Origin of the sequence: Aquimarina sp. AU119, assembly GCF_900312735.1 — a bacterium.
In the GTDB taxonomy this organism is placed as follows: domain Bacteria; phylum Bacteroidota; class Bacteroidia; order Flavobacteriales; family Flavobacteriaceae; genus Aquimarina; species Aquimarina algiphila.
Genome location: NZ_OMPF01000013.1, coordinates 506,632 through 531,627 on the forward strand (window position 1 = coordinate 506,632; position 24,996 = coordinate 531,627).

The window sequence follows — 24,996 nt, forward strand, 5'->3', positions numbered from 1 at the left end:
TATTTAAGATAATTTTAACGGTGGCAAAAAGTGGCAAACCCTTGTTTTTAAGCAAATATACGTGGGGATACGTATAAAAATCAGCTAATATTTTGAATGAATTTTTCGAGTTCTTCCCCAGAGGAAAGCCCTAGTTTTTTACGTATTCGATAACGTGTAGATTTCACTGAATCTAATGAAGCATTACGAGCGATCATAATCTCCTTGATAGATAAATTGAGGCGAAGCAATGCACACATTTCACGTTCAGTTTTAGTAAGTGATGGATATAAATCTCGAAGCTTAGTATCAAAACCTTTATTGACTTCTTCAATTTTAGATTGTAGTCCCGATAATTTTCCTTCGGTCTTAATCTGCACCTGTAGCTCTGAAGTCAGAGAATTAATTGCTTCTTTCACTGTATTTGAAGCTTCTGGTGCTATTTCATTTTTTAATCGGTCTAATAACTCTTGTTTAAACTCTAAACGCATACTGTTATCAGCAATCAGTCGTTTAGTTTCTTCTTCATTGGCTTTTACTTTTGTCTCTAATAATTCTTTTTGCACTTTTTCTTTTTCAAGCTTTTCGGTCAAAATTCGGGCTTTGTTTTGGTAATTTCTTCTTACTAAAAACCCTATTATTAAAGCGGCTATTAAAGCTATTAAAAGCAACGCCAGATATAACCACTTTTTTGAAGCTTCAGTTTCTGCCAATAAAGCTACTTCTCGTTTTTCTTGTGCAAATACTAAACTATCTGCTAATTTTTCCTGATTAAATTTATGGCTTAATTCTAATGCTTGTATTTTCTTTATATTTTCAATATTGAAAATCGAATCTGAATGTCGATTAAATGTTCTATAATCAAAATATGCATCTTTATAATTCCCTTGAAGATGATTCAAAAAACTTTTCCGAAGATATGCTTTGGCAATACGTTCTCTAAAACCTTCTGCTTGTGCAATCATCAAGGAGGAATCTGCATATTTAACCCCCTTATTAAACTCTTTTTTTCTTTTGTAAATAGTAGATACATTATAATAAGCAGTACATAAAGAAAACTTTTTCTTAAGTCGTTTTGCATATCTAATATTTTCCGAAGCTAATCGAAGTGCTTCGTCATAGTTCCCTTTATCTCTATACACCGCTACCATATTATTATTTACCCGTTGCACATCATCTACACTGCTAATAGCGTTAAATAACCCTTTTGCTTTATCATAGCAAATTAATGCCGAATCTATTCTTTTGGTTTGACGGTATGAAACTCCCATCATATTGTATCCTGCAGCAATACCATGTGTATCTTTTAACTGTGTTTTTATAGTAATAGCCTTTTTATACAGATCAATGGACTTATCATGGGCTTTCTGGTATCGGTATACCATCCCCATATTATGATATACATCAGAAATGTGCAAAGAATCATTTTGACTTTTATAAATCTTCTGGGCTTTAAGATAATACTCCAGGGCTTTAGGATAATCAGCTTCTCGTCTATGTACAACTCCTTTTACAACATAGGCTTTTGCTAATTGTTGTTGACTAATGCTATCATTTTTTAGACCTATTAGCTCCAATGCTTTATCAATAATCTGTTCTGTAATGCTAAAATCCCTATCATATTGAATTTCTCCTAACATCAACATTGCGTTTATGCTATCAGATCTTGTAGATGCAAGTTTTAGTTCTTTTTCTAACCTGACCAACGTGGTATCAGCTTCTTGTGGATAAAAGTAGCATGATATTAAAAAGAGTAGAAAGGGTAAATAGCGTTTCATCATCAACAAACTTACTAATTTAAAATAACTGGATGAATCGGTTACATATTAGCACTTTATTTTATTCTTTATATTTAGATAAACTTTATAAACAAATGTGATGAAAAATTGAAATTAATACCATTTATGGAGGAAACAGAAGTTCTGATTCTCTAACTGTTTTGCAAGAACAAAACACCGATGATGCCGGTGATGACAATGAAGATGAGTACTAAAAGAACACAATAATATATAACCAAAAATCACCCGATTAATTGGGTGATTTTTGATATTAATATCTTAATCGATAGACGTTTACTCTATAACCATTTTCTTGGTATCTATCTTTTGGCTTCCAACATATAGTGTGTAGAAATAAGTCCCACTAGCTAAGCCATCACTATTAATATATAATTCTCCATCACCAGTTTGTTTTAATGATATCGTAGAAAACACCTTACCTGTCATATCACTAAATACTACAGAAGCATTAGTAATACTATCTGGTAAGTAATACTTAATCCTAGAGGTACTATTAAATGGGTTAGGAATATTTTGATATAACACAGGCATATTAGATTTTGTCGAAGTATCTTCACTTGTTATACTTTGTTCTAAAGCTTCAAGACGGCTTATCAAGTCATCTATTTGTGTTTGTTGTGCTTCATTTTCGTCTTGCAATGGGGTCAATATCGAAGATAAATCTACGGTGACTGCGTTTCCATTTTCGATGTTGATAGTAAGATCAGTGCCACTTAACGTTGCAGATGTTAAATCCTGGTTATCGGTATTTACATATGAAGAAAGGTCTACTGCATTCCCATTTGATATGCTTAACACATTTAAAGATAAATCTAATGTCTGATCATCAGTTCCTGTGCCATCTTGTAAAACAGATAAATCTATATTATTTCCTCCAGAAATACTCAAAGTAGTATTGCTTAGTGTAAGCGTTTGATCATCTGTATTATCGAGATAATTCGATAAGTCAATAGTATTTGTTCCTCCAGAAATACCCAAGGTATTTGTGGTCAATGAAAGTTCTTGGCTATCTGTGTTATCCAAATATTTGGCAAGATCTACTGTTGTACCATCATTAGTTAGGCTCAAGGTATTTCCTGATAAATCAAGATCCTGAGCATCGGTATTGTCTAAATACCCGGAAAGATCAACCTTTTGAACAGCTACACCATCGTTTTCCAGAGATATCTCGAGATCATTACTGTTCAATCGAAACGTATCTATCGTTTGAGCATCAGTATTATCCAGATATTTGGCAAGATCTACTGTAGTTCCATCACTGGTTAAGCTCAATGTATTATCCGTAAGATCCAAATCCTGGGCATCGGTATCGGTTACCCATGCCGTGCCATTCCATAAGTATAATTTGTTTTCTTCATTGTCATACACCATCATTCCATTTTCGTCTGCATCCAAACTAGCAGAAAACGTTGTACGTTGTGCAGTAGTCATACTATTAATTAAAAGCCCTTTATTGGTAGCTTTCATATGTATAGAGGCATTCGCATTTATATTAGGAAATGATCCTCCTCCAAAACCGACACCAATATTTCCATTCTTACCTATCGCAAATGTATTTGTAGGTGTATTGGGTTGAATTTTAAAAGGTAATTTACTCCCATTTGTTACATCTCGCACAAAAAAATTAGTTTCATTTCCCGCTACATCCCAGGATTGAATTCCAAAACCTCCATTCTGCGCCAAACGTATCGTAGGAGTGTCATTATCTAAAATATTAAGTTCGATGCTTCCTGGGTCATTGGTTCCTATACCAATATTTCCATCATCTGCGATACGCAAAGCATTGTTAGGTGCTCCTGCATCTATTCTAAAAGGTACTTTCCCCCCGGTAGCATCATCTATTGAAAAGTAATTGCTACCACCATTACCACTATCATTAAAAGTAAAACGCCAATCATTTGATGGAAAAGAAGCGCTTCCTGAGGTATCATCAAAATACATTCTAAGGTTATCCTCACTCATGACAAAAGTATTGAAGCCAAAATTGTGCCCATTTTGAGCACTACCTCCAATTTGCATCGAACCTTGCACAATCACATCAGAAGTAAAGAACTGTGAAAATGCTGTAGTAGAAAAAAATATAAAAATTATTCCGGTAAGTAATTTTTTAATCATATGTATAAGGGTTTGTTTTTTAAAGCTGCGAAAGTACCTATTAACTTTTCTTTAACAAAAATTAATACTGTTAAATATGCTGTTTTTCAATCAGTTTATGTGCACAAAAGTACATATAGGATATATCTTATAATATTAGTAGCCCTACGTAATTATTACCATTTGATTTGAGGTATTTTTAATATACAAATTGAGGTTTAATCCTTATTTTTGATGTCAATACCATAGATATGAAAATCCTTCACTTGGATACTAATCATCCTTTACTATTAAATCAACTTGCGGCAGCTGGTTTTGAAAATGATGAAGATTATACATCGACTAAAACAGAAATTGAAGATAATATATCTCTTTATGAGGGTATCATTATTCGTAGTCGTTTTGCCATCGATAAAACATTTTTAAATAAGGCAGAAAACTTAAAATTTATTGGTCGTGTTGGCGCTGGTCTTGAAAACATCGATATCCAATACGCTCAGGAACGAGGAATCAAACTATTTAATGCTCCAGAAGGGAATCGTAATGCTGTTGGTGAGCATGCATTAGGTATGATTTTGTCGCTATTCAACAAAATGAATATTGCTGATCAAAGTGTACGAAACGGACAATGGTTACGTGAAAAACATCGAGGTATCGAATTAGATGGAAAAACAGTTGGTATTATTGGATATGGAAATATGGGTAGAGCCTTTGCCAAAAAGCTACGTGGATTTAATGTAGAAGTTATTTGTTATGACATTCTAGACGATGTAGAGGATAGTAATGCAATGCAAGTAGAACTACAAGAGCTTTTTGAAAAGACTGATGTTTTAAGTCTACATACTCCAGAAACTCCAAAGACTATTGGAATGATTAATAAAACATTCATCAACAAATTCAAAAAACCATTTTGGCTTATCAATACCGCTCGAGGAAAAAGTGTAGTGACCGAAGATCTGGTTAAAAGTATAGAAGAAGGAAAGGTATTGGGAGCTGGATTAGATGTTTTAGAATATGAAAAATCTTCTTTTGAAAATTTATTTACTTCAAAAAAAGAGGTTACATCAAGCACTTCGTCTTCGCTCAGCAAAGGCTCTGTCGAGATGCCAGATGCTTTTTCTGCATTGTTAAAAATGGACAATATAATCCTAAGTCCTCATGTCGCCGGTTGGACTGTTGAATCCAAAGAGAAATTAGCACAAACCATAGTAGATAAAATCAAAACTGAATTTTGTTAAAAGAAGTATTTATAACATTACTATCCAACTACACAAAGGATGTTGATTATATCAAATCCTTATGGAGTGATGTTGTAAAGTACCATAGTAAAAGGAACAGACACTATCATAATCTCTCTCATCTCGAACATCTTTATCATAACCTGACTGAAGTCAAAAACGAAATCAAAGACTGGGACATGGTTATATTTGCTTTGTTTTATCATGATTATATCTACAATGCGTTAAAACAGGATAATGAAGCACAAAGTGCTAAGAAGGCAGTAGAAATACTACATGCTTTGTCAATTGATAAACATCGAAGTCTCCTCTGCAAAGAAATCATCTTAGCCACCAAAGGACATAATATTTCTAAAAATAGTGATATCAACTACTTTACCGATGCTGACCTTTCTATATTAGGTAGCGATTGGGAAAATTATCAGGTCTATTTTAAAAATGTACGTAAAGAATATAAGTACTATCCTGATTTCATGTATAATAAAGGGCGAATCAAAGTTTTAAATCACTTCATTGCTATGCCTGTTATTTTTAAAACCGATTATTTTTATCATAAATTCGAACTCCGGGCCAAAGAAAACCTTAGGCAAGAAATTGATTTTCTTTCCTAGAGATTGTTTAAAAATACTTCAACTCAATTTCAGTTTTATTACATTTATAAAGTGAGGAAAACTATTTTTATTTTTACCGCTCTTGTAATCGCATTGCTAGCACTATTTCAGTTAAGCAAATACAGTATTATTACAGGAAATTCTTCTGTAGAAACCATAATTGCCATTATTGCTATTATCTTCTTTGTTATTGGTATACTTATAAACAGAAGAGTATTACACAAAGAAAAACTTAAACCTCAGGAGATAGATCATAAAAAAATCGAAACTCTTGGTTTAAGTAAACGAGAATATGAAGTATTATGTGAAATAGCTTCTGGATTATCCAATAAAGAAATTGCTAAAAAGCTTTTTGTTTCAGAAAGCACTATAAAAACTCATGTTTCTAATGTATTAGTAAAATTGGATGCTAAACGAAGAACACAGGCGATACAAAAAGCTAAAGAACTTAAAATCATACCATATTAAAATACCTTATACCAGGTATATAGTATGAATTTCATACTTTAGTATGAGTGTTTTTTTAAGATTCGGATCTACTTTTGAATCAAACATTTAACTACATATTAAAATGAAAAACATAATTATTCGCTACGGAATACGAAGTGCCATTTCTATTTGCGCTTTAGCACTTGCAGGATGGTTTTTAGGGCAAGGTTTGGATTATTCTATCCAAGAAGTAATAGGCTATTTGGGTATGGTCGTGTCCTTACTCTTTGTGTTTTTTGGTATAAAACATTATCGGGATAAAGAAAATAATGGCATAGTAGCTTTTGGAAGAGCTTTATTGATTGGTGTACTTATTACTTTAATTGCTGCCTTAGCATTTGGAATACTAGATGTGATTTATGTAAAGTATATCAATCCAGATTTTATGGCAGAATATTATGCGCACTATGTCGAACAAATGAAAACTTCTCTGCCAGAAGCCGAATTTAAAATAAAACTAGCAGAGTTAGAATCTCAAAAAGAATTATTCTCTAACATATTTATGAACTTCTTTCTTATGTTTGCTACCGTCATGATTGTTGGATTTATCATTTCATTAATCTCTGCACTTATTCTTCAACGTAAACCTACAAGAAGTAACTAAAAAAATCAAAATACATGCAATACGAAGCCAAAACACCTGATGAATATATCGATCTTATTCCTGAAGAAAGAAAAGAGGTCATGCAAAATCTTAGGAAGGTGATTAAAGAAAATCTTCCCAAAGGTTTTTCTGAAGTGATCAGTTATAAAATGATTGGTTATGTTGTGCCTCATCAATTATACCCCGATGGATATCATTGCGATCCTAAGTTACCATTACCATTCATGAATATTGCTTCTCAAAAGAACTTTATAGCGGTCTATCATAGCGGCATTTATGCAAATCCCGAATTAATGAACTGGTTTGTTGGCGAATACCCCAAATATGTAAAAACAAAATTAGATATGGGTAAAAGTTGCATCCGTTTCAAAAAAATAGATCAGATTCCGATGAAATTGATCGGAGAATTAGCAACCAAAATGACTCCACAGGAATGGATTACTATGTATGAATCTAAAGTAAAAAACAAATAACAATATAACTATGAAACGAGTAACAGGAATAGGAGGGATATTTTTTAAGACAGCCGATCCAAAAAAAACAAAAGAATGGTATAGAGATCATCTTGGTTTTAATACCGATGACTATGGTTGTACATTCTGGTGGAAAGATAAACAAGGTAATGATTGCTCGACTCAATGGAGTCCTTTTAAAGATGACACTGCCTATTTTGCTCCCAGTGAAAAAGAATTTATGATGAATTTCAGGGTGGAAAACTTAACTGAACTTCTTGAAACTCTTAAAAATGAAGGTGTAACTGTTATTGATAAGGTAGAGGAATATGAATATGGAAAATTTGGATGGATTGTAGATCCTGAAGGGAATAAAATAGAGCTTTGGGAGCCTGTTGACAAAGCATTTTTATAAATAGCTTTTAATAAAAAAGGTTGGCTTTACGGCCAACCTTTTCATATTTAATTTAAATATATAGAATATATTTTTATTCTATACTTATTATAATCTTGACAAAATAATATTATCCTGCAAACAAAAGTGAAGCTACTATCATCCAGCCGCCAACTATGAGTCCTAAAATTCCTAGTTTACCAAGTTTTGGAGCTAATTTCTCTCGAAGCTGGTTTGCTTTTTCCTTCGCTTCTTCACTTTTAGATAAAAAATATTTACTTATTAATCCAAATCCAAGCATAAATCCTAATATTGCAGAAACAACATTTCCTGCAAGCCAAGTTATCCACCAAATCGGAAATGATCCAAGCAATCCTATGCTTAAAATGGCAGAAATAATTCCCCATATGCCCCAAAAACAGAACACAAGCCCAATCCAGCCTTGATATGGTTCGATTTTTTCTAAAAGCTCTTTAGCGTTTGGTTTTTTAGATAATAATAACGATGGTACTGCAAGAATACTTAATACGATTAATGAGATTCCCCATATCATAGTTTTAAAATTTAGAGGGTTAGTATTTGTTTTTTATTCAAAGTTGTTTTATCAAATATAGCAATAAATACCAATTATCAAAATTTATGATAATCAAGCAAGGTTATATAACAAAAACCAATAGTATAAATATTATTCGTGATCTTCTGATGTTTAGTCAATATTTTTTGTAATTTTCTCCAAATAAATTAATCATTTTTAAACAATTATGAGCGAAGAAAACAACAACTTAGGCGACGATATAAAGAAAGGTGCCGAAGAAGCAGCAGAAACTGTAAAAGATGCAGCTAATGATTTTGCCGATGGAGCAAAAGAAGTTATCAATTCTGAAGAAAACAAGAAAATGATAGCTGGAATTCTTGCAATTATTATTGGATCTTTAGGTATTCATAAATTCTACCTTGGATATACTAAAGAAGGAATAATACAGATTGTTATCACTTTTGTTACCTGTGGTATTGGTTCTTTCATTGGATTAATAGAAGGTATTATTTACCTTACTAAATCTGATGATGAATTTTATCAAACTTATCAGGTAGGAAGAAAACCTTGGTTCTAAAATATAATCATTGTTAAAAAAACCGGAAAATAATTTTCCGGTTTTTTTATTTCACTTTATTATCGTAATATTGCGATATAATAATATCAATGCTATGGGAATAACCAAGACACAAATATTTGATCAGCGACAAAATGAGTTAGCACAACTATTCAAAATACTTGGTCATCCCGCTCGTATAGCTATTCTTCAATATATAAGCAAACAAAATGCTTGCATTTGCAATGATTTGGTGGAAGAAATAGGTTTAGCTCAAGCAACTATATCTCAACATCTAAAAGAATTAAAAAGTATAGGATTGCTTAAAGGTGAAATTGAAGGCAAAAGTATGTGCTATTGTATTGATATTGATCGATGGAATACCCTACAAAAAAATCTTAATTCATTTTTTAATACCACAAAAATGAATTGTTGTTAAATCTAATTAATTATAAAAATATGAATACATCAGACTTTATAACCGTATTGGCAGAGCACCAGGATAAATCATTGTTATTTGAATATAGCCCAGGAATGCTGGTAGGTACTAACTATCATATCACAGAAGTTAAACACATTACTATAGATGCAGTCGACTGTGGAGCAGGTACTGACTCCTGGAAAGAAACTATAATCCAACTTTGGGAAAGTCCCAGTGAATTGGGAAAACCTAATTATATGAGTGCATACAAAGCTTTGGGAATATTAAGAAAAGTAGGTGAAATGAAAGCCTATGAAATGGATGCCACAGTAAAAATAGAATATGGAAATTCAAGATTCCATACTGCACAACTGCACATTACAAGTACCGAGATTAAAGAAGGGCAACTCATCGTTAAGCTTGCTGTAAACCCTACTGACTGCAAGGCTAAAGAAACTTGTGGAGTTCCAGAAACTAGTGAAGCAGAAGCAACTTCTTGTGCTCCTGGTAGCGGATGTTGCTAATGAGTGAAAGTATCCAAATAGAATATTTTACTCAAAAAGACTGGTCCGTAATTTCTGAAATTTACAAAGAAGGAATCGATACAGGGATAGCTACTTTTGAGACTCAATTACCAACCTGGGAACAATGGGATGCCTCTCATTTTACATCGTGTAGAATTAAAGCTATGGTCAAAAATTCTGTTGCAGGTTGGGCAGCATTAGCTCCTGTTTCAAAACGAGAAGTATATAAAGGTGTGGCAGAAGTTAGCATTTATATAACCTCAAAATACAGAAGATTAGGAATAGGTACATTACTTTTATCCAGGTTAATTGCAGAAAGCGAACAAGCAGGATTCTGGACATTACAAGCTGGGATTTTTAGTATAAATAAGGCTAGTATTGCTTTACATAAATCTTTAGGATTTAGAGAAATAGGATACAGAGAAAAAATAGCAAAACTGGATACAACCTGGTATGATAATACCATTTTAGAACGCAGAAGTAAAATAATTATATAACCACAAAACACCACAGATCTTCTTACTTAGCTATATCAATACAGTGAGAAAATCATTAAAAATGACAACAATGAAAAACATTTTAGTATTATGTACAGGAAACTCCTGCAGAAGTCAAATGGCAGAAGGATATCTTAAACATTTTGCAAAGGGTAAAGCCACTATCTATAGTGCCGGAGTAGAAACTCATGGAGTAAACCCAAAAGCAATAGCAATAATGAAAGAAGATGGTATAGACATCTCAAATCACACTTCTAATAATCTTAATGAGTATTTGGACACAAAATTTGAGTTCATCCTTACCGTATGCGATAACGCCAAAGAAAGATGTCCCTTTTTTCCCGGGAAAGCAGAACGGCTACATTACAATTTCTTTGATCCATCCAAAGTAGAAGGCACAGAAGAGGAAATTCATGCTGCTTTTACAAAGACCCGAAATCAAATTAAAGAATACTGTAAAGATTTCGTAGAAAAAAACATATTAGAAACGGTATCTTAGAAAGTCTTTTATATATTAAAAACCTCATAGTGCCTTAGAGTTGGATACTATGAGGTTTTCTATTGTTTTTTAATTACTTATCTCCGTTCTTAAAGTATTTCTTCTCCAGTTCGGCCTGAAACTCTTCCATAACTGGTTTTACTGTACTGTCTGGCAAGTCTGCAATACGAATATACATTAGGCCATCTACCGCATTATTAAATAATGGATCTACATTAAAAGCTACTACTTTTGCGTTTTGTTTGATATACTTCTTAATTAAAACCGGAATACGAAGACTTCCTGGTTCTACTTCATCAATAATTTTATCAAATTTATTTAAATCACTTTTACTTTCATCAAAAACAAAATCTTTATCTGCGTCCTTGAGTTTTACCTTAAATTCTTTCTTTGGTCTCACATATTGTGCAACATAAGGATCGTAATAATGAGATTTCATAAACTCAATCATTAGAGATTTTGTGAAATTACTGAACTTATTACTGATACTCACTCCGCCAATAAGATATTTATGCTCTGGAAAACGCAGGGTACAATGTACGATCCCTTTCCATAATAAAAACAATGGCATTGGGCGTTGTTGATATTCTTTAATGATGAAAGCTCTGCCCATCTCGATAGACTCATTCATCATTTTATGCAACTCTGGTTCAAATCGAAATAAATCTTGCAAATAAAATCCGTCAATACCACGGTTAGCATAAATCTCAGACCCCATACCCATACGATAGGCACCAACCATTTTTTTTGCGCCGTTATCCCATAAAAACATATGGTGATAATACTCATCAAAAGGATCCAAATCCAGAGAATTATTGGTTCCTTCTCCTATTTCTCTAAATGTGATTTCTCGCAATCTACCTATCTCATGAACTACGTTTGGAATGTATTTCTTCTTGGCCAGAAAAACTTCATAATTTTTACTAATCAATAATCGCTTATCATGATCTCTACAGTACTGTAACTCAGATTCTATAATATTAATATTACCTTCACCTGCAATTTCCTTAGGAGACTTTGGTAATTTCAGATTTTGCGGAATAGATTCACGCAGTGTTTTTTTCTCGAAAGGATTTGCTAACATGTAGGTTTTCTTCCGTAAAAAACTGGTAAAATCTTCCAGGTTCGTATGTTCTTCCTGATCTTTTACAGAAACCGGATTACCAATACGTACTTTGATCACTCTATTTTCTTGCGAAAAAAGCTCACTCGGCAATTTAGCTGTTCTAAGTGTACTGCTAATCGAAGCTAAACGATAAAAAAGTCTGCTATTACGACCGTGAAAATATATTGGTATTACAGGTACTTTTGCTTTATGAACCAAACGCATTGCACTTGGTTCCCATGCTTTATCAACATAATTCTTTCCTTCTTTAATTGTAGACACCTCTCCTGCCGGAAAAATTCCAAGAGGCTTTCCTTCTTTAAGGTGTAAAATTGCATCTTTGATTCCTTTAAGACTTGACTTAGCTTCTTTCCTATCTTCAAATGGATTTACCGGCATCACATAAGGTTGTAAAGGCTCAAAACTATGTAGCAAAAAATTACCAATAATCTTATAATCAGACCGATGTGTTAACATCAATTTAAGCAACAACCCACCATCAATACCTCCTAAAGGGTGGTTTGATAATGTTATAAAAGCGCCATCTTTTGGCAGTCGTTTTAAATCTTCTTCTGGGATTTCAAAAGTAACTCCATACAAGTCTAATGTCTTACTTATGTATTCTACACCTTCTAAATGGCTAAGTGAATCGTACTGGCGATTTATTTTTGATATTCGGGTAACCTTAAGAAGTACCCAACCAATAAAGGTACCTATAAAACCGAGTTTATCTAATTTTAGCCCTGTGGCTACTTGTCTTGCTGTGACTATGGGCATTAAATACAATTTGCGCTAACTGCAAATATAGCAAAATCCTTCAATTGACGCTGTTAATACCTAGTAACCATTTGATAGGTTTCTCTGGTGATCTGTTTTAACAAAATGTCTTTCTCCTTTTCTAAAGTTGTAATCGCCTCATTTGTAAAATGCCTAATGGTAAATAAGGATACATCTGTATTATAAGTAACTCTAAATTTTGCTTTAAGTTTACTTAATAGGGATTCAAAATTATTAAACTTATCGTCCAGGCACACAGAAAAACTAATTGCCGAATTCTGGATCAAATCTACTTTAATATGATATTGATGAAAAAGACTAAAAATCTCACTAATGTTATCTTCTACAATAAATGAAAAATCTAATGACGAGAGTGAAAGCAAGATTTGATTTTTCTTTACGATATAACAAGGAAGATGTGGATCTAATGGTTGTCCTTTTTTCACAGAAGTTCCTTGGTTTTGTGGATGTAAAAACGATTTAACGTATAAAGGAATTTCTTTTCGTTGCAAAGGTTGAATTGTTTTAGGATGTATTACAGAAGCTCCGTAGAAAGCGAGTTCTATAGCCTCTTCATAAGAAATATGCGATAACAATTGTGTAGTATCAAAAACCCGGGGGTCTGCATTAAGTACACCAGGAACATCTTTCCATATACTCACACTATCGGCATTTAGACAATATGCAAAAATACCTGCAGTATAATCGCTTCCTTCTCTACCTAAGGTGGTTGTAAAATTATTCTCATCAGATCCGATAAATCCTTGAGTAACACTAAGTCCTTTTTTATTTACTCCTTTAAGTATACTTTGTTTTGTTACCTCCCAGTCTATTTCTGCATCTCGATAAGCATTATCTGTTTTGATAACATCCCGAGCATCCAACCATTTATTTTGATATCCCTTATAATTTAAATACCTACTTAGGATAGTAGAAGCAAGTAATTCTCCATAGCTTACTATCTGATCATAGATATAATCATACCGGGTCGATTTATTTCTTTTGAGCGTAGTATCCAAATCTACGAACAACTGCTCTACATCTTTAAAAACAGAATGCTGTTCATTATCAAAAAGTTGTAGTACAATTTCTTGATGATATGTTTTAATGTGATCCAGCAAACTGTCAAGATCTGAACCCTTTTTAAGATAAGACGCTACAATTTTCTCTAAAGCATTGGTCGTTTTACCCATTGCAGAAACCACAATAACCAGATTAGAATATCCAGTTTCTTCTAATACTTTAAGAACATTCTTTACCGCATTAGCATCTTTAACAGATGCTCCTCCAAATTTAAAAACTCTCATCTACAGTTTTTTCTATAATTATAATGCTGCTACAAAATTATGAACTCCTTCTTTATCCATTTGGACCAGGTACCAATCTTTTAGAAGTTTAGCTCCACTTTTCTCATAAAAATCAATAGCATGCGTATTCCAATCCAACACCACCCACTCTACTCTTCTTACTCCTTTTGATTTTGCATATTTTAATACTTCGGCATACAATGCACTTCCCAGCCCAGTACCTCTCATAGATTCGCTTACAATAAGATCCTCTAGGTGAATAGAACGTCCTTTCCAGGTAGAAAATCGATAATACACCAATGCTATTCCTACAATCTTATCCTGTACTTCAGCAACAAAACAATGAAAAAGCGGATGCTCTGCAAAGCCTTCACGAATCAGTTCATCAACAGTAACTTCTACTGCATCTGGTTCTTTCTCAAAAGTCGCTAACTCTTGTATTAAAGTAAGAACTTGAGCCATATCTTGTTCTCTGGCATCTCTAATTATATAGTCCATAAAAGAAAAGTTTATCAAAACTATAAAATATGTATTAGATTTTGAGTAATTTTCTAATCTTATACAGCTATATTATATCTTTTGCTAATTATTAAAGAGGTTTGATAATTTAAACTTACGAAAACGTTATAGTTACTTAAAAAATAATACTTTTGCACCAAATAAATTTCACCATAAATGACAAGAAAAAACCAAACCTTAGGAGAGTTTATTATTGAAAATCAAAAAGATTTTCCATATGCAAGTGGAGAACTTTCGCGTTTGATTAATTCAATAAGATTAGCTGCAAAAATGGTAAATCATGAGGTAAATAAAGCTGGTCTGGTAGATATCACAGGAGCTGCAGGAGAAACCAATATCCAGGGTGAAGATCAGCAAAAACTTGATGTTTTGGCGAATGAAACTTTCATTAATACTCTTACTAACAGAGAAATTGTATGTGGTATTGCCTCTGAAGAAAATGATGAATTTATTACAATAAAAGGTCAAAAAAATGACCATCGAAACAATTATGTAGTTCTTATGGATCCTCTGGATGGTAGTTCTAACATAGATGTTAATGTTTCTGTAGGGACTATTTTCTCTATATATAGAAGAGTTACTCCAACAGGAACACCAGTTACTCTAGAAGATTTTTTACAACCAGGAAATTTACAAGTCGCTGCAGGCTATATTATTTATGGAACATCAACCATGCTTGTGTATACCACAGGGCATGGGGTAAATGGATTTACTTTAAATCCTGCATTAGGAACCTATTATTTATCACATCCTAATATGAGATTTCCTGACGACGGCACTATTTATTCTGTCAATGAAGGTAATTATATTCACTTCCCTCAAGGTATTAAAGATTATATTAAATATTGTCAAGAAGAAAAAGAAGATCGTCCATACACCTCTCGATATATTGGTTCATTAGTAAGTGATATTCATCGTAATATGATAAAAGGAGGAATCTATATGTACCCTAGTACCTCTACATCGCCTAATGGTAAACTTCGTTTATTATATGAATGTAACCCTATGGCTTTTATTACTGAGCAAGCCGGAGGGAAAGCAAGTGATGGCTATAGACGAATTATGGACATAAAACCAACAGAGTTGCATGAGCGTACACCTTTTATTTGTGGTAGCAAAAACATGGTCGAAAAGGTAGAATCTTTTATGGAATAAGTTATTATGTCTCTATGAGCTTGTTTAAAAACTCTAAATTAAACTTTTTTACTGTCAATGTATAAAGGAATAGTTGTATATTTATACTATTCTATACCATTCATATCCCCTAAACTTTAAGAGTAAACACAGCATACAATCTTCCCTAAAAGAAGATGATAACCTTATATAATTAACATTATAACCCATTAACATTATGTTTTTAGCGTTTTTATGTTAATTTTACGTATAGTGTAAAACAAAAATCTAATAAACCGACCAAATGGCTAAAGAAAATAAAGCTATTGAAGAAAAAGTTGATAACGATCCTTCATCAAAAATAGAAGCAATAAAAAATCTGATTTTTGGAGAAAATATTGCAGCTTATAATTCAGAGTTCGAAAAGGTAAAAAAGGACATTGCGAATAAGAAAAAAGAACTCGAAAACTTCATAGAGGATTCTCGTGCAGAACTTAATCAAGCTATAGATAATTTAAGCACAGATATCAATATTAGAATTACAGAATTAGAAGATAATCTTGCCGAAAGGGCAGAACACTTAGATGCTAAAAAGGTTGATAAAAAAGTATTGGGAGATCTTCTTATTTCTTTGGGTGAGAAAATAAGTCAAAAGTAATCCAGGATATCCAAGAGTATGGAGGAACAGGATAAACTTAAGATTCTTAAAGAACTTCTTCTTACCGAAGAAAAAGAATTTGCTGACTCTATTGCTCAAAAAGTAGAAGAACTAACCAAAATTGTTCATCAGAAAAAAGAACTTTCTCATAAAGTTGATCCCATTATTGATGATAAACTAGAGGAGTTTGTACAAGAAATCCCAAAAACTCTGGGACCAACCATCACAGAAGCATTAAAAGAAGAAATTAAAAATTCTCAAGACGCAGTAGTAGAAGCTTTGTTTCCTATTATCGGTAAAATGATAAAGAAATACATTGCTCATGAAATGAAATTGCTTAGCGAAAATATCTCCAGAAAAACCAAACAAGCATTTTCTTTTAAAAACTGGTTTCGTAGAACCAAAGCAAAAGTACAGGGAGTAAGTGAAGGCGATCTTGCCATAAGTGATTATGCAAAACCAAGGTTAATCCAAATGTTTGTGGTCGAAAAAAACTCTGGAATATTACTGGCGGACTATAGTCCGCTATCTGATGGAACTATTGATAAAGAAATGGTCGCTGGTATGTTAACCGCGATAAAAAGTTTTGTAGAAGATGCTTTTCAGGGAGGTGATCAAAACTTAGAATTAATAGAATACGAATTATATACTATACATATTCAAAATTTTTATTCGTATTATGTAGCTGCGGTAATTTCTGGAGCATATAACATGATGTTCAAGGAAGTTTTGGAAGATCAAATTATAGATTTTGCCAAAAATTATATTTCTAGTAAAGATTTAGAAGATAGTACCCTTTTTACTAAAAAATTAAAAAAACATTTTGCAGATGAAATTGTCTAAAAAAGTAGTGCTTTTAGGACACTTTGGTGTCGGAAAAACGTCATTGTTCAGACGTTTTATTGACAATGAATTTTCACAAGAATATAAAGTAACTCTTGGAGTTCAGATTAAGAAAAAAATAGTACAATTGCCTGACGGAAGAGAATTATCTATGATTATTTGGGATGCCGAAGGACATTCTAACAGTGTAGAAGATACCCGTAAATCTTATTTACTAGGATCACATGCTTTTATTTATGTTTTTGACCTTGCCAGGGAAGAAACCTATATAAATATTAATAAAGATCTCGAATATCTAAAAGAAAACTATACCAAAGTACCCGCAAAAGTATTAGGTAATAAACTGGACTTGGTTAATGAAAAAGAAATTAGTGCACATCTTAAAACCAACAATATACCTTTCGATTGCTTAACCAGTGCAAAAACGAATAAAAATGTTCAGGATTTCTTTTCTGACCTGGCTGAAGAAATAACGAAGTGAGTATGGCAGACGAATTGCAATTTAACCCCCAAGTACAAGTTCTCAAAGTATCTTATGATGGAATCATCAAAGCAACTGACAAGAACCTTTTTAACTGGCCCAAGCAGTCCTCTATTTTTGATGCTCATCCTTTTTTTGAGATTCTTAGAGAATTTGAACAAAGTGATTATAGTAATCATACTGCATTAAATTTTCCTTGTATTCATTTAGAAGATAATGATTCAGAAAGAATCTGTGACATTACTATAACATTCGAAAAGGAGGAAATCACCATTATTCTTTTTGATTACACTTCAAAATACAAAGATTTAAATCAAATAGCACAGCAAAAAAACGAATCTATTCTTTTAGCCAAAGAACTAGAACTCAAAAACAAATATCTTCTGGAAAAAGAAGAATTCAAAAATAGTTTTATTGCTAATATTAATCATGAAATAAGAACCCCCTTAACGAGTATATTAGGGTTTGTAGAAGTACTTGAAACCACAAAATTAACTTTTGAACAGGAAGAGCTTGCTAGAATTATAAAAAGAGAAAGTCGACATCTTAACGCTCTTATTGATGATATGATTGATCTCTCTAAAATAGAATCAGGAACATTAAAGATCGTAGAAGAACGTTTTCCTTTTAAGGATATCATGGATGGATTTCGTGAGTCTTATTCTAAAATGGCAGAGGATAAACAAATCGTCTTTGAGACTAATATTGATCCCAACATTCAGGAATATCTGATTGGAGATAGAACAAGAATACATCAAATTATAAACAACCTCCTTACCAATGCCTTTAAGTTTACTGAAGAAGGAAAAATTACTTTATCGGTCACAAAAAACTATCAGCGTACCAATAAACTAAGCCTTACTTTTAAAATTGAAGATACAGGAATTGGAATCCATGAAGAAAACTTACCTCATCTGTTTGAACGTTTCTCACGATTTGATCAGGACAAACAAATTCCGGGAACCGGTTTAGGGCTTGCAATTGTAAAAAACCTGGTTGATCTTCTCAATGGAGAAATAAAAGTAATTAGTGAACCCGAAAAAGGCACGACATTTAATGTCAAATTACCTTTTAAATTTGAAATCACAAAAACTGCTCCTAATAGAAAAAAGAAAAAATATACACTCCCAGAGAGTTCAAATAAGTTTAGAGTGTTATTAGTAGAAGATGAAGAGATTACTCAATATCTCATTATGAAAATACTAATCTCTAAAGGCAATTTTTTTGTTGATATTGCTATCAATGGCCAACAGGCTATAAATTATATTGAGCGCCGTAAATATGATCTGGTTTTGATGGATTTAACGGTTTCAAAAATTGATGGATACCAGGCCACGCATATGATACGCAATAATTATGGTGATAAGTTTATTTCTGGGGTTCCAATTATAGGTTTTTCTGGAAAATCCAATGATACCGCAAGAGATAAATGTATTAGATCAGGAATGGATGATTTTATTGCAAAACCTTTTGAACAAGAAGAATTGATGTATAAAATCATAAAGCAAATAGCAAAAAAGGCTGCCGAATAGGCAGCCTTTTTACATCGTATAAAAGAATACTAAATTATCTATTCATATTTTTAATCTCGTCTGCAAAGGTATCTCCATCGACTCCCTGATTTACAAGAATTAAAGCTTTATCAACAACATATTTTGCATTTTCTGATCTAAAACCTAAACCAATGCTCAGTTTCTCTAATAAAACCACTTGTCCTTCACCTTTAACATGATCAGCATATACCATCTTTGCCAGGTCAAATAAACGCTCTAATCTTTTATCATAACTTGTTGGAGGGTTAATCGGATGTGTATTATAATCCTTTAAAATTTCCTTGTAATCATTATCAGAAATATCCAGTCTCCTCGCTAGTCTATCCAAAAAGGCCTTCTCTTCATCTGTAATTACCCCATCAGTCATGGCTACTTTAACAATTGCCGCAAAATGGTCCTGGTTTCTCTTCTGAAATCCACTATCAAATAAATCAGATATTGACATCATGTACTTTTGTTTAATTTGCCGCAAATATAACTAAACTATACACCTTTTAAAATTTAAAATCGTCCTTTTTTAAGGTAAAACAACTCCTAATATTTTCATAAACACTTTCTAATAGATAGAACATTTATTATTTTTCATAAAATCACCTTTATATCTTGAACTCATTTTGACTTTTGGATTAAAGCGAAAATTGAGGGTTTTTGTGCCCAATTGAAGACTTTTTTAAGTTACATAGCAGAGCTACGGAAGGAAAAAAAGACAAAAAGTGTGTAAAAAAAGCTAATTTTTAGCCAATTGAAAACGTCAAAATGAGTTCCTCACAAAAGATTTAAGGTCAATCCAATGAAAAAACCACTTTTAGAATTTACTAATAAAGGCATTTATTGCGCTGCTGCCAATGTCTATCTGGATCCATGGAAACCCGTAGACAAAGCCATTATTACACATGGCCATTCTGATCACAGTCGTTGGGGACATAAGCAGTATATTACTCATCATACTAATATTCCTATTATCAAACATCGATTAGGAGATATTAATGTATCGGGTAGAGCGTACGGAGAAATATTTAGTATCAATAATGTAAAGTTTAGTTTTCATCCTGCAGGGCATATTGTTGGGAGTTCTCAGATTCGGGTAGAACACAAAGGCGAGGTATGGGTATTTACAGGGGATTACAAAATTGAAGATGACTCCATATCTGTTCCTTTTGAACCTGTACAATGTCATACCTTTATCACCGAATGTACTTTTGGGCTTCCTGCTTTTAAATGGATTCCACAACAAGAAGTGATGAGTGACATTAACGAGTGGTGGGCGCAAAATCAATCAGAAGGAAAAACCTCTGTCCTATTTGGGTATTCACTCGGTAAAGCTCAACGATTGATACAACATTTAGATCCTTCAATTGGTAAAATATATACACATGGTGCTGTAGAAAACATGAATGAAGTTATACGTACTATTGTTGATCTGCCAACCACTACGCTCATTACGAATCAAACCAAAAAAGAAGAACTTTCTGGTAACATAATCATTGCACCTCCTAGCGTTCATGGTGGTACATGGATAAAAAAAATGGTCCCCTATGTCACAGCATCGGCTAGTGGATGGATGGCTTTTCGTGGGGCAAGACGCAGAAGAGCTATCGACAAAGGTTTTGTATTGTCTGACCATTGTGATTGGGAAGGATTACTATCTGCAATACAAGAAACAGGAGCTTCTAAAATCATAAGCACACATGGATATACTGATATTTTTTCGAGATATCTAAGAGAAATAGGATATGATGCACGTACCGAAAAAACACAATATGAAGGAGAACTTTCAGAAATAGAAACAGAAAAAGGAAGTGAGGTTATAAAATGAAACGCTTTGCTCATCTTATTAAAACATTGGACAGCACTAATAAAACCAATACAAAAGTAGCAGCATTAGCTTCTTATTTTGAAAATGCACCTGATGAAGATAAAGTATGGACTATTGCTATCCTATCTCATCGTCGTCCTCCACGTCCTGTAAATACAACATTGCTTAGAACATGGGCTTCAGAATTAGCAAATATCCCATTATGGTTATTCGAAGAATCGTATCATATTGTTGGAGATTTGGCAGAAACTATCGCACTAGTAATTCCCACCTCAACAGAACACTCAGAAAAAAGTCTAACCCAGTTTCTTCAGGAAATGATCGCTCTTAAAAAGCAAAGTGAGGATCAAAAGCAATACTATCTGCATGAAAATTGGAAAACCTTGAATTATTATGAACGTTTTGTATTTACCAAACTCATCACAGGAGGATTTAGAATAGGCGTTAGTCAAAAACTTATGACTAAAGCACTCTCAAAAGCTGTAAACATCGATGAAGACATTCTTGCCTATAAGCTTATGGGAAACTGGGATCCTAATACAATTCCATTTCACGATTTGGTGATCCAGGAAAAAGCAACCGATTTTTTGTCCAAGCCCTACCCTTTTTATCTCGCATATGCTATCGAAGATAGTATTTCTGATCTGGGAAATGTTCAGGATTGGTATGTAGAACATAAATGGGACGGAATACGAGCACAAGTTATCGTGAGAGAAAATGAAATTTTTGTGTGGAGTCGTGGAGAAGAACTCGTTACTGATAAATATCCCGAATTTCAAGAGTTTTTACATGTACTGCCCAACGGAACTGTCTTGGACGGAGAGATTCTTCCTTTTCCTGATGGAAAAATAGGAACTTTTAACGACCTGCAAACCCGAATTGGCAGAAAAACAGTTTCTAAAGCGTTACTAAAAAAAACTCCGGTGGTCCTAAAGGCTTATGACCTATTAGAATGGGAAGGAGAAGACATCAGGAATCATCCATTTTCTGAACGAAGAGCACTTCTGGAAGACCTTTATCAGAATATAAACCACCTTGAACCCGTTGAAGGATTCATGAACAAAACTCCACTTTTATTATCTCAAAAAATATCTTTTACCAGCTGGGATGATGTAGCAAAAGAACGAGAACGATCTCGTGAAGTGTCTTCTGAAGGATTGATGCTAAAACGAAAAGACGCTCCATATCTGGTTGGACGAAAAAAGGGGAATTGGTGGAAATGGAAAGTTGACCCTTTAACGATTGATGCTGTTTTAACCTATGCAATGCGAGGGCATGGTAGACGATCAAATCTATTTACCGATTATACGTTTGGGCTTTGGAATAAAGACAAGACCGAGCTGGTTACTTTTGCCAAAGCATATTCTGGACTAACAGATGCAGAATTCAAAAAAATCGATACATTTATTAAAGCCAATACGCTAGAACGATTTGGCCCTGTTCGAAGTGTAACCGCAGAGTTAGTTTTTGAAATTGCTTTTGAAGGTATTGCAATTTCTAAAAGACATAAAAGCGGAATTGCAACTCGTTTCCCCAGAATCTTAAGGTGGAGACAAGACAAGAAAATTGATGAAGCCAATACCCTTGAAGATTTGAAAGCTTTAATTCCAAATACCAGTAGTGAATAATGACACAGAAAGAGCTCTTTCATATCGGTGAATCCTGGTTTTTACAACAAAACTGGAAAGTCTTTCCGTTTCAGAAACAAGCATGGAAAGCTTTTCTTCAAGGAAAACATGGACTCCTTAATGCTCCTACCGGAAGTGGTAAAACATATGCATTATGGATTCCAATTGTTCTTAATTACATCAAAAACAATCCTGACTACCAGACTAAACATAAAAAGGGCCTTAAAGCGATATGGATTACTCCGCTTCGCGCACTTTCTCAAGAAATCAAACAGGCAGCAGAACGTGTAACCAAAGATTTAAATACTCAGTTAACTGTTGGCATTCGAACCGGAGATACCAGTCAAAAAGAGCGCGCTGCACAGAAACGAACTATGCCCGATCTTTTGATTACTACTCCAGAAAGTTTACAATTATTATTGGCATCAAAAGGGTACGATAAAACCTTTAAAAACTGTTCTGCCATTATCATTGATGAATGGCATGAATTGCTCGGCACTAAACGAGGGGTGCAAATTGAGTTAGGTACATCCAGATTAAAAACTATCGCACCTCAACTAAGAATCTGGGGGATATCGGCTACTATTGGAAACCTTGAGCAAGCGCAGGAAGTATTATTAGGATCAAATTCTAAAGCGCTAGAAAATTCGGTATTGATCAAAGCCAATATCAAAAAGAAAATCAAGGTGCAAAGTATTATTCCGGATCAAATGGAAACTTTTCCCTGGAGAGGTCATCTCGGTATTCATTTACTAGATCAAGTAATTCCTATCATCAGAAAAAGTAAAACCACATTATTATTTACCAATACACGGTCGCAATGCGAAATCTGGTTTCAAAAAATATTAGAACGCTATCCAGAATTTGCGGGAGAAATGGCTATGCATCATGGTAGTATTAATAAAGAAACCAGACTCTGGGTAGAGCAAGCTATACGCAATGAATCTTTAAAAGCTGTAGTCTGCACCTCTAGTCTTGATCTTGGAGTAGATTTTGCTCCTGTAGAGACTATTATTCAGATAGGTGGTCCAAAAGGAGTAGCTCGGTTTTTACAGCGTGCCGGACGAAGTGGTCATCAACCTGGAAAAACAAGTGTAATCTACTTCCTCCCAACTCATGCAATAGAATTAGTTGAAGCTTCTGCATTGCAGCAGGCAGTGCAACAAAATACTGTAGAAGATCGTATACCTTATCTTAATAGTTTTGATGTATTGGTACAATACCTTACGACACTTGCTGTTTCTGATGGGTTTTATCCTAAAGAAATATATCCAGAGATCAAAAGTACGTTTTGCTATCAGGCCATGACTTCTGATCAATGGAGATGGGTTTTAAATTTTATTACCATAGGAAGTCAGAGTTTGCAATCTTATGACGAATACAAAAAAGTAGCAATTGAAGAAGGTGGTTTGTTTAAAGTTAATAACAGAGCTATTGCAATGCGCCATCGATTACAGATTGGTACTATTGTTAGTGATGCTATACTCACCGTAAAATACTTAAAAGGTGGTTTTATTGGTAGTATTGAAGAGTTTTTTATCTCTAAACTTACTCCAGGTGATGTCTTTACCTTTGCTGGCAGAAATCTAGAATTAGTTCGTATTAAAAGCATGCAGGTTCTGGTTCGTAAATCCAGTAAAAGAACCTCAAAAGTACCTAGTTGGATGGGCGGGAGATTAACACTCACCTCACAAATGTCTGAACTATTAAGACAAGAACTTTACAAAGTTGCTCTTCCTCATGATGCTTTATCAGATGGAAAGAAAAAGTTATCGAAAGAATTAAGATCTCTATCCCATATTTTCGAGAGACAACAAAGGGAAAGTATTGTGCCCGGATCTGGTCAGTTTCTTATCGAAACCTTTAAAACCAGAGAAGGATATCACGCTATTTTTTATCCTTTTGAAGGACGTTTTGTACATGAAGCTTTAGGAAGTTTACTTGCTTATCGCATTAGTTTACTCTCTCCTATCACTTTTTCCTTAGCGTTTAACGATTACGGATTCGAACTGCTTTCTGATCAGGAAATCGATATGCAACAGGTGATCGATAATGATTTATTTACCACCAGTCATCTACATCAGGATTTACAAAAAAGCTTAAATGCCACAGAAATGGCCAGGCGTAAATTTAGAGATATCGCTGTCATATCAGGAATGGTATTTACAGGATATCCCGATAAAATACTAAAAAGCAAACATCTGCAATCAAGTTCTCAATTACTTTTTGATGTGTTTCGGGATGATGAACCAGACAATCTATTATTTAAGCAATCTTTTACAGAAACTTTTGAACATCAACTCGAAGAAGGTAGGTTACAAATAGCATTAGAACGTATCGAAAAACAAGAAATCGTTTGGAAACGATGTGAAGACCCTACTCCATTCTCATTTCCTATCATCACAGATCGTTTATCCCGTGAAAAGCTATCCAGTGAAAAACTCGAAGATCGAATTAAAAAAATGACAAAAATACTATTGAAGAAATAAGCGTATCTCCCTCCT

26 protein-coding genes are annotated in these 24,996 nt (G+C 33.6%); 19 read left to right on the forward strand and 7 right to left on the reverse strand.

From position 1 onward, the window contains the following. Window positions 1-80: 80 nt before the first annotated feature. Window positions 81-1,760, reverse strand: a complete 1,680-nt coding sequence (locus DK442_RS10700; protein ID WP_109435855.1) for a tetratricopeptide repeat protein — start codon at window positions 1,758-1,760, stop codon at window positions 81-83. A gap of 291 nt (window positions 1,761-2,051) precedes the next feature. Continuing rightward, window positions 2,052-3,893: a T9SS type A sorting domain-containing protein gene (locus tag DK442_RS10705; RefSeq protein ID WP_109435856.1), complete on the reverse strand. Its 1,842-nt coding sequence runs from the start codon at window positions 3,891-3,893 to the stop codon at window positions 2,052-2,054. Window positions 3,894-4,123: 230 nt separating this feature from the next. Here DK442_RS10705 and DK442_RS10710 point away from each other — a divergent pair, with 230 nt between their 5' ends. The 6 genes from DK442_RS10710 (at window position 4,124) to DK442_RS10735 (ending at window position 7,681) form a co-directional block, all read left to right on the forward strand. Beyond that, on the forward strand, window positions 4,124-5,110 hold the full coding sequence (locus tag DK442_RS10710) for a 2-hydroxyacid dehydrogenase (RefSeq protein WP_109435857.1): 987 nt from the start codon (window positions 4,124-4,126) through the stop codon (window positions 5,108-5,110). Then, complete coding sequence (locus DK442_RS10715; protein WP_109435858.1) at window positions 5,104-5,721, forward strand: hypothetical protein; 618 nt, start codon at window positions 5,104-5,106, stop codon at window positions 5,719-5,721. Before DK442_RS10710 ends, DK442_RS10715 begins: the two co-directional genes overlap by 7 nt. 51 nt (window positions 5,722-5,772) lie before the next feature. Continuing rightward, the gene (locus DK442_RS28820; RefSeq protein WP_109435923.1) at window positions 5,773-6,189 is read left to right on the forward strand and encodes a response regulator transcription factor; all 417 of its coding nucleotides are present in this window, start codon (window positions 5,773-5,775) and stop codon (window positions 6,187-6,189) included. Window positions 6,190-6,292: 103 nt separating this feature from the next. Continuing rightward, the gene (locus DK442_RS10725) at window positions 6,293-6,814 is read left to right on the forward strand and encodes a DUF4199 domain-containing protein (protein ID WP_109435859.1); all 522 of its coding nucleotides are present in this window, start codon (window positions 6,293-6,295) and stop codon (window positions 6,812-6,814) included. Between the two features lie 14 nt (window positions 6,815-6,828). Continuing rightward, the gene (locus tag DK442_RS10730; protein WP_109435860.1) at window positions 6,829-7,287 is read left to right on the forward strand and encodes a DUF1801 domain-containing protein; all 459 of its coding nucleotides are present in this window, start codon (window positions 6,829-6,831) and stop codon (window positions 7,285-7,287) included. Window positions 7,288-7,297: 10 nt separating this feature from the next. Next, window positions 7,298-7,681: a VOC family protein gene (locus tag DK442_RS10735; protein WP_109435861.1), complete on the forward strand. Its 384-nt coding sequence runs from the start codon at window positions 7,298-7,300 to the stop codon at window positions 7,679-7,681. Window positions 7,682-7,790: 109 nt separating this feature from the next. Here the strand turns inward: DK442_RS10735 and DK442_RS10740 are convergent, their stop codons facing one another. Then, complete coding sequence (locus tag DK442_RS10740; RefSeq protein WP_109435862.1) at window positions 7,791-8,213, reverse strand: hypothetical protein; 423 nt, start codon at window positions 8,211-8,213, stop codon at window positions 7,791-7,793. Window positions 8,214-8,421: 208 nt separating this feature from the next. On the opposite strand from DK442_RS10740, the gene DK442_RS10745 reads away from it, so the two are divergent. From DK442_RS10745 to DK442_RS10765, 5 genes are all read left to right on the forward strand, one after another. Next, window positions 8,422-8,772, forward strand: a complete 351-nt coding sequence (locus tag DK442_RS10745; RefSeq protein ID WP_109435863.1) for a TM2 domain-containing protein — start codon at window positions 8,422-8,424, stop codon at window positions 8,770-8,772. A gap of 94 nt (window positions 8,773-8,866) precedes the next feature. After that, on the forward strand, window positions 8,867-9,190 hold the full coding sequence (locus DK442_RS10750; RefSeq protein WP_109435864.1) for a helix-turn-helix transcriptional regulator: 324 nt from the start codon (window positions 8,867-8,869) through the stop codon (window positions 9,188-9,190). Window positions 9,191-9,210: 20 nt separating this feature from the next. Continuing rightward, window positions 9,211-9,696, forward strand: a complete 486-nt coding sequence (locus tag DK442_RS10755) for a DUF6428 family protein (RefSeq protein ID WP_109435924.1) — start codon at window positions 9,211-9,213, stop codon at window positions 9,694-9,696. Next, window positions 9,696-10,193 (forward strand): GNAT family N-acetyltransferase, encoded by a 498-nt coding sequence (locus DK442_RS10760; protein WP_109435865.1) that lies wholly within the window; start codon window positions 9,696-9,698, stop codon window positions 10,191-10,193. Before DK442_RS10755 ends, DK442_RS10760 begins: the two co-directional genes overlap by 1 nt. Window positions 10,194-10,263: 70 nt before the next feature. Beyond that, window positions 10,264-10,692, forward strand: coding sequence for an arsenate reductase ArsC (locus DK442_RS10765; RefSeq protein WP_109435925.1), 429 nt, complete (start codon window positions 10,264-10,266; stop codon window positions 10,690-10,692). A 73-nt stretch (window positions 10,693-10,765) separates the two neighbouring features. Here the strand turns inward: DK442_RS10765 and DK442_RS10770 are convergent, their stop codons facing one another. From DK442_RS10770 to DK442_RS10780, 3 genes are read right to left on the reverse strand one after another with little or no spacing between them, the layout of a single operon-like run. Next, window positions 10,766-12,574 (reverse strand): lysophospholipid acyltransferase family protein, encoded by a 1,809-nt coding sequence (locus tag DK442_RS10770; protein ID WP_109435866.1) that lies wholly within the window; start codon window positions 12,572-12,574, stop codon window positions 10,766-10,768. A 53-nt stretch (window positions 12,575-12,627) separates the two neighbouring features. Beyond that, window positions 12,628-13,881 carry an aspartate kinase gene (locus DK442_RS10775; protein WP_109435867.1) on the reverse strand — a complete coding sequence of 418 codons (1,254 nt, stop codon included), beginning with the start codon at window positions 13,879-13,881 and terminating at the stop codon, window positions 12,628-12,630. A gap of 18 nt (window positions 13,882-13,899) precedes the next feature. Further along, window positions 13,900-14,379 (reverse strand): GNAT family N-acetyltransferase, encoded by a 480-nt coding sequence (locus tag DK442_RS10780; RefSeq protein WP_109435868.1) that lies wholly within the window; start codon window positions 14,377-14,379, stop codon window positions 13,900-13,902. A 177-nt stretch (window positions 14,380-14,556) separates the two neighbouring features. Between DK442_RS10780 and fbp the strand changes: the two genes are divergently transcribed. The 5 genes from fbp (at window position 14,557) to DK442_RS10805 (ending at window position 19,027) form a co-directional block, all read left to right on the forward strand. Beyond that, window positions 14,557-15,555 (forward strand): class 1 fructose-bisphosphatase, encoded by a 999-nt coding sequence (fbp, locus tag DK442_RS10785; protein WP_109435869.1) that lies wholly within the window; start codon window positions 14,557-14,559, stop codon window positions 15,553-15,555. Window positions 15,556-15,817: 262 nt separating this feature from the next. Then, on the forward strand, window positions 15,818-16,171 hold the full coding sequence (locus DK442_RS10790) for a fructose 1,6-bisphosphatase (protein WP_109435870.1): 354 nt from the start codon (window positions 15,818-15,820) through the stop codon (window positions 16,169-16,171). An 18-nt stretch (window positions 16,172-16,189) separates the two neighbouring features. Then, complete coding sequence (locus tag DK442_RS10795) at window positions 16,190-17,014, forward strand: cell envelope biogenesis protein OmpA (protein WP_109435871.1); 825 nt, start codon at window positions 16,190-16,192, stop codon at window positions 17,012-17,014. Then, window positions 17,001-17,495 (forward strand): Rab family GTPase, encoded by a 495-nt coding sequence (locus tag DK442_RS10800; protein ID WP_109435872.1) that lies wholly within the window; start codon window positions 17,001-17,003, stop codon window positions 17,493-17,495. The genes DK442_RS10795 and DK442_RS10800 overlap by 14 nt, the downstream gene beginning before the upstream one ends. Before the next feature lie 2 nt (window positions 17,496-17,497). Continuing rightward, the gene (locus DK442_RS10805) at window positions 17,498-19,027 is read left to right on the forward strand and encodes an ATP-binding protein (protein WP_109435873.1); all 1,530 of its coding nucleotides are present in this window, start codon (window positions 17,498-17,500) and stop codon (window positions 19,025-19,027) included. A 34-nt stretch (window positions 19,028-19,061) separates the two neighbouring features. On the opposite strand, the gene DK442_RS10810 is transcribed toward DK442_RS10805, so the two are convergent. Beyond that, complete coding sequence (locus DK442_RS10810) at window positions 19,062-19,493, reverse strand: TerB family tellurite resistance protein (protein ID WP_109435874.1); 432 nt, start codon at window positions 19,491-19,493, stop codon at window positions 19,062-19,064. A gap of 345 nt (window positions 19,494-19,838) precedes the next feature. On the opposite strand from DK442_RS10810, the gene DK442_RS10815 reads away from it, so the two are divergent. The 3 genes from DK442_RS10815 to DK442_RS10825 are packed head-to-tail and all read left to right on the forward strand — an operon-like array spanning window position 19,839 to window position 24,981. Continuing rightward, a complete protein-coding gene (locus DK442_RS10815) occupies window positions 19,839-20,864 on the forward strand; it encodes a ligase-associated DNA damage response exonuclease (protein ID WP_109435875.1) in 1,026 nt (341 codons plus the stop codon). Next, complete coding sequence (locus DK442_RS10820; protein WP_109435876.1) at window positions 20,861-22,492, forward strand: ATP-dependent DNA ligase; 1,632 nt, start codon at window positions 20,861-20,863, stop codon at window positions 22,490-22,492. Before DK442_RS10815 ends, DK442_RS10820 begins: the two co-directional genes overlap by 4 nt. After that, window positions 22,492-24,981, forward strand: coding sequence for a ligase-associated DNA damage response DEXH box helicase (locus DK442_RS10825; RefSeq protein ID WP_109435877.1), 2,490 nt, complete (start codon window positions 22,492-22,494; stop codon window positions 24,979-24,981). The genes DK442_RS10820 and DK442_RS10825 overlap by 1 nt, the downstream gene beginning before the upstream one ends. The last annotated feature ends 15 nt before the right edge of the window (window positions 24,982-24,996 follow it).

Coding starts and splice junctions, on each gene's coding strand:
- DK442_RS10805 (WP_109435873.1), top strand. CDS start 17,498: ATGGCAGACGAATTGCAATTTAACCCCCAAGTACAAGTTCTCAAAGTA.
- DK442_RS10740 (WP_109435862.1), bottom strand. CDS start 8,213: ATGATATGGGGAATCTCATTAATCGTATTAAGTATTCTTGCAGTACCA.
- DK442_RS10825 (WP_109435877.1), top strand. CDS start 22,492: ATGACACAGAAAGAGCTCTTTCATATCGGTGAATCCTGGTTTTTACAA.
- DK442_RS10730 (WP_109435860.1), top strand. CDS start 6,829: ATGCAATACGAAGCCAAAACACCTGATGAATATATCGATCTTATTCCT.
- DK442_RS10705 (WP_109435856.1), bottom strand. CDS start 3,893: ATGATTAAAAAATTACTTACCGGAATAATTTTTATATTTTTTTCTACT.
- DK442_RS10760 (WP_109435865.1), top strand. CDS start 9,696: ATGAGTGAAAGTATCCAAATAGAATATTTTACTCAAAAAGACTGGTCC.
- fbp (WP_109435869.1), top strand. CDS start 14,557: ATGACAAGAAAAAACCAAACCTTAGGAGAGTTTATTATTGAAAATCAA.
- DK442_RS10790 (WP_109435870.1), top strand. CDS start 15,818: ATGGCTAAAGAAAATAAAGCTATTGAAGAAAAAGTTGATAACGATCCT.
- DK442_RS10750 (WP_109435864.1), top strand. CDS start 8,867: ATGGGAATAACCAAGACACAAATATTTGATCAGCGACAAAATGAGTTA.
- DK442_RS10745 (WP_109435863.1), top strand. CDS start 8,422: ATGAGCGAAGAAAACAACAACTTAGGCGACGATATAAAGAAAGGTGCC.
- DK442_RS10810 (WP_109435874.1), bottom strand. CDS start 19,493: ATGTCAATATCTGATTTATTTGATAGTGGATTTCAGAAGAGAAACCAG.
- DK442_RS10710 (WP_109435857.1), top strand. CDS start 4,124: ATGAAAATCCTTCACTTGGATACTAATCATCCTTTACTATTAAATCAA.
- DK442_RS10820 (WP_109435876.1), top strand. CDS start 20,861: ATGAAACGCTTTGCTCATCTTATTAAAACATTGGACAGCACTAATAAA.
- DK442_RS10780 (WP_109435868.1), bottom strand. CDS start 14,379: ATGGACTATATAATTAGAGATGCCAGAGAACAAGATATGGCTCAAGTT.
- DK442_RS10775 (WP_109435867.1), bottom strand. CDS start 13,881: ATGAGAGTTTTTAAATTTGGAGGAGCATCTGTTAAAGATGCTAATGCG.
- DK442_RS10735 (WP_109435861.1), top strand. CDS start 7,298: ATGAAACGAGTAACAGGAATAGGAGGGATATTTTTTAAGACAGCCGAT.
- DK442_RS10765 (WP_109435925.1), top strand. CDS start 10,264: ATGAAAAACATTTTAGTATTATGTACAGGAAACTCCTGCAGAAGTCAA.
- DK442_RS10755 (WP_109435924.1), top strand. CDS start 9,211: ATGAATACATCAGACTTTATAACCGTATTGGCAGAGCACCAGGATAAA.
- DK442_RS10800 (WP_109435872.1), top strand. CDS start 17,001: ATGAAATTGTCTAAAAAAGTAGTGCTTTTAGGACACTTTGGTGTCGGA.
- DK442_RS10815 (WP_109435875.1), top strand. CDS start 19,839: ATGAAAAAACCACTTTTAGAATTTACTAATAAAGGCATTTATTGCGCT.
- DK442_RS10795 (WP_109435871.1), top strand. CDS start 16,190: ATGGAGGAACAGGATAAACTTAAGATTCTTAAAGAACTTCTTCTTACC.
- DK442_RS10725 (WP_109435859.1), top strand. CDS start 6,293: ATGAAAAACATAATTATTCGCTACGGAATACGAAGTGCCATTTCTATT.
- DK442_RS10700 (WP_109435855.1), bottom strand. CDS start 1,760: ATGATGAAACGCTATTTACCCTTTCTACTCTTTTTAATATCATGCTAC.
- DK442_RS10770 (WP_109435866.1), bottom strand. CDS start 12,574: ATGCCCATAGTCACAGCAAGACAAGTAGCCACAGGGCTAAAATTAGAT.